Source organism: Clostridium polynesiense, assembly GCF_000820705.1.
GTDB classification, from domain to species: Bacteria; Bacillota; Clostridia; order Clostridiales; family Clostridiaceae; genus Clostridium_AA; species Clostridium_AA polynesiense.
On sequence record NZ_CCXI01000035.1, the window covers coordinates 1 to 3,852 of the forward strand.

General features: G+C 32.2%; 5 protein-coding genes. 2 read left to right on the forward strand and 3 right to left on the reverse strand.

All coding sequences use genetic code 11. The features are described from left to right. Positions 1 to 170 precede the first annotated feature (170 nt). A complete protein-coding gene (locus TA89_RS03865; protein ID WP_040211004.1) occupies positions 171 to 623 on the reverse strand; it encodes a hypothetical protein in 453 nt (150 codons plus the stop codon). 277 nt (positions 624 to 900) lie between these two features. On the opposite strand from TA89_RS03865, the gene TA89_RS03870 reads away from it, so the two are divergent. Beyond that, a complete protein-coding gene (locus tag TA89_RS03870; protein WP_040211007.1) occupies positions 901 to 1,089 on the forward strand; it encodes a hypothetical protein in 189 nt (62 codons plus the stop codon). 56 nt (positions 1,090 to 1,145) lie between these two features. Here the strand turns inward: TA89_RS03870 and TA89_RS03875 are convergent, their stop codons facing one another. Next, positions 1,146 to 1,496 (reverse strand): DUF6483 family protein, encoded by a 351-nt coding sequence (locus TA89_RS03875; protein ID WP_040211009.1) that lies wholly within the window; start codon positions 1,494 to 1,496, stop codon positions 1,146 to 1,148. Between the two features lie 193 nt (positions 1,497 to 1,689). Between TA89_RS03875 and TA89_RS03880 the strand changes: the two genes are divergently transcribed. Then, positions 1,690 to 3,177, forward strand: a complete 1,488-nt coding sequence (locus tag TA89_RS03880) for a multicopper oxidase family protein (RefSeq protein ID WP_040211011.1) — start codon at positions 1,690 to 1,692, stop codon at positions 3,175 to 3,177. 97 nt (positions 3,178 to 3,274) lie between these two features. On the opposite strand, the gene TA89_RS18505 is transcribed toward TA89_RS03880, so the two are convergent. Further along, positions 3,275 to 3,852 (reverse strand): MerR family transcriptional regulator (locus TA89_RS18505; RefSeq protein WP_187119264.1); only part of this gene is annotated, 578 nt, incomplete at its 5' end.

Sequence of the window (3,852 nt, forward strand, 5' to 3'; positions counted from 1 at the left end):
TGGCATATTTTTCTCTGAAGAGGCAGTGCCATGAATAAAAAATACAGTCCTATTACTAAGAATATTAAATTTAAAATAAAATTGGATATATTAAAGGTTTTAAAAATTCCCTATATTCAATAATAATGTCGAACATAGGGAATTTTAAAATGACATGTCAAGAGAGCCTTCTATTTATCTTCAGTGTCAAACAACTTCCACTTAGAGCCAACACCATTTCTTTTTTTATCACTTGTACGCCTGTATATGTCAACTTGGTATTCTAGCTCCTTATAATTAATTGTAGTTTTCTCTTTAACCTTATTTTCAATTTCCGTAACTGAAATTCCATCTACTAAAAGATTAGAGTCTTTTTTAACTTTAAATTCTTTGCTATTTAAGACCTCTAGGCTTGATGTGCCATTTTCTTTTGGAATACTAACAGACAATTCTAAAATATAGTCCCCTGATTTATTAAATTTAGAATTAACATAATACGTTGCAACACTATCATCAACATGACCAAAAATAACAGTAGCCTGTTTTTTTGTGTCAAATATAGGTGTCTCATCGTTGACTGCACTACTACAACCTACAAAAAGCATTGTTAAAGAAAATATAAATAGTAATAATATTTTTTTCAAACACTTCACCCCCGTTAAGGTTTACTATTAATTATACATAAACAATGGCAAGTATTAAACATTATTTATCATTTATGTTATGCATAATTCTATCCACTTAGATTTCATTTCTTAAACATTTCAGCCCCCGCAATATATCGTATATTATTTATTTTATATGTGTTATAGTATAAATATATTATGTATAAAATTGTAAGTTAATACAAAATAAGTTATGCGCTTATTATGTATGAGGATTAATTAATTGAAAAGTTAGTTCTATTAAGAAGAGGTTTAAATGAAAAAAAGATATAAGCAGGAAGAACTTAATAGAGCCTTAGATATGTTAGAAGAGGGTTATACCTATTCAGAGGTTTTAAAAGAAATCCAGTTAAACAAAAGCATACTTGCAAGAGAAATGAGAAAACGTAAAAATGTAAAAGCTAGAAAGAATATTGAAGATTACAGAATATCTTTACTTAAATAAGTGGCAAATATGTATTTGTCCGCTTTTTTATTGAGTAAAATAATTTATTTAAATGGTTAAGCCTTTTTATTAAATAGTAGTTCTAAATCCTTAAGTCCCTGAAAAACTTCTTCTTTTGAAAAATCTCCTTGATTTAATTCCTCTTCGCTCTTTTCCATCAGGGAATCATAAAAATCCAGTGCAATTTTATAATTTTCTTGAGATGTATTATTTTTCAATTCTTGAAACAGAATGTTTTCTGCCTTGTTATAGCTCTTTTTAAGAATAAGACCCTTTAAGATAATGGGGAGCAAATCTGATGAAGTGGCATCCTTTAAATTTATCACTTCTGTGCTGCCTTCCTTTTTCTTCATTAAAGTTTTTCCAATATTTTTTCCTAGTTCGGTGATTAATTTCTCAATATTCATATTGTTACCTTCTTATTGCGTTTTGATTTAATTATAAACTTTGTTTCTTTAGAATAAAACATTTTAATTTAAATACTATTACATTTTATGGTGATTCTAGATAAAAATATTTCATAACAATCCACACATTTCCTCCATAATATTAACCTATAATTATTATCAATAAATAATCATAATATTTGGAGGAGATGAAATGAATAGAAAAAATATTATTATAAGAGTTACGCTCACATTAGGATTAATTTTATTTGGGTATATGATGATAGGGGCTCCCATTATGGATCATATGCAGACAGTAAATAATAATTCTTATAGTGAAAATCCGAGAATGACTAGAAATTCAAATACACAAAAAAATATCAATACACAAAAAGATGCTGTTTCTAATACTCCACTGCCAATTCCCGCACTTCTAGAGGATAAAAATGCGGATCCCAATGTAGCAGATTTTACTTTAGAGCCTCAGGAAGGTGTAACCTCCTTTGCTCCTAATATCCAAACAAAGACAATGGGATATAACGGAAGTTATCTTGGACCTGTTATTAGAGTTAAAAAAGGTGAACAGGTAAACATTCATGTAAACAATAAATTAAAAGAAGCTACCACAGTCCACTGGCATGGTTTGGAGGTAGAGGGTGAAGATGACGGAGGGCCTCATCAAGGTATACAGCCGGGAACAGCTTGGGAGCCAAGCTTTACTATAGATCAGCCTGCAGCAACCCTGTGGTATCATCCTCACACTAAAGGCAGTACAGCTACACAGGTTTATAAAGGATCAGCCGGGTTATTCTATATAGAAGATGATCTGTCAGAGAGCTTAAATATACCCAAGGAATACGGAGTGAACGATATTCCTTTAGTAATACAGGATAGAAGCTTTAACAGGGATGGGAGCTTACTATATAACTCTAACATGATGGATGGAGCTACAGGAGATACAGTTATAGTAAATGGAGCAGTTAAGCCTAATTTAGATGTTAAAAGGAATAAGGTGAGATTTAGAATAGTCAATGGTGCTAATGCAAGTAACTTTGATTTAAGTCTGGATAATACAGATGACTTTTCACAAATAGCCTCAGATGGTGGGTTTTTAGAAAAGCCTGTAAAGCGAAACAATATAATTCTTTCACCGGGAGAAAGGGCAGAGGTTATAATTGACTTTTCTAAGTATGAAAAGGGAACTCAGATATCACTTATAAATAACAATGAAGCAATAATGAAATTTAATGTCACGGAAGAGGGGAATGATACTACAGAAATCCCCAGTACTCTGGCAAAAGTTGAAAGGATGACTGAATCACAAGCATCTCAGGTAAGAAACTTTGAACTTCAAGGTATGGGGAGAATGGTATCAATTAACGGCAGAAAGTTTGATATGGATAGAATAGATGAAAGTGTAAAGGTTGGAGATACAGAGATTTGGGAAGTTGAAAATCCAGGAGGTATGATGCATGAAATGGGACATCCATTCCATATTCATGGTACACAATTTCAAATTCTATCCAGGGATGGAAAAGCTCCTTTACCAGAGGAAAGTGGATGGAAGGATACTGTATATATTGAACCTAATGAAAAAGTAAGGCTTATAGTTAAATTTAATAAAAGAGGTACCTTTATGTATCACTGTCACATCCTTGAACATGAGGACGCAGGGATGATGGGACAATTTAAGGCAGAATAATTAGCAGTTTATGTGATAATTCAGACTGATAACAATAAAGAAAGGCCGAATACCAGTAGCAGTATAGTGCTTGGTGTTCAGCTTTTTTTGTTATTCTTTATTTTATTTTTATTTCAATCATAGTCACATACTCTTCTATTCTCATGATACATAAATCATTTATGCCCAGCTCATAAGCATATCCTTCTAATTCTAAATCCTGCTTTCTGCAGTAATCTAAAATTCTTTCATAGGTTGAAGTCAAATCACTGAAATCTCCTACATGAAAGGCACGTATATAGTTTCCCTCCGGCCTTGTATGATTGCTCTTTTTATTTCCTGTGTTAGAAAAAATGCCTTCTGTATGATTATAAATCCCTTTATACAGATTAGAGGAAGCAGTGAGGGTTCCTAACTCTGTGTTGAAAAGATGATGGGGGAGGGACTTCCCATGATCAATCATCGCTTCCACATAATTTTCATTAACTAAGGTAATAAAATAGTTCTTTTGCTTACAGTGTACTATCTTTATAGAACTTATATCTTCTGAAAGGTATCCCGTTTGTACCTGCTTCATTTTCAGCAGATTTTTGATTTCCTTAAGCTCTGCGATTTTGTCATCCACCTGCTTTTGTTTATCTTCCAGAAGCCTATGAAAAGCCTCAGGACTCCTTTTATCCATGTATGCCTTAATAT

What these genes read in the sequence shown, in the direction of transcription:
- TA89_RS03870 (WP_040211007.1), top strand. Translation starts at nt 901, where the DNA reads ATGAAAAAAAGATATAAGCAGGAAGAACTTAATAGAGCCTTAGATATG.
- TA89_RS03875 (WP_040211009.1), bottom strand. Translation starts at nt 1,496, where the DNA reads ATGAATATTGAGAAATTAATCACCGAACTAGGAAAAAATATTGGAAAA.
- TA89_RS03880 (WP_040211011.1), top strand. Translation starts at nt 1,690, where the DNA reads ATGAATAGAAAAAATATTATTATAAGAGTTACGCTCACATTAGGATTA.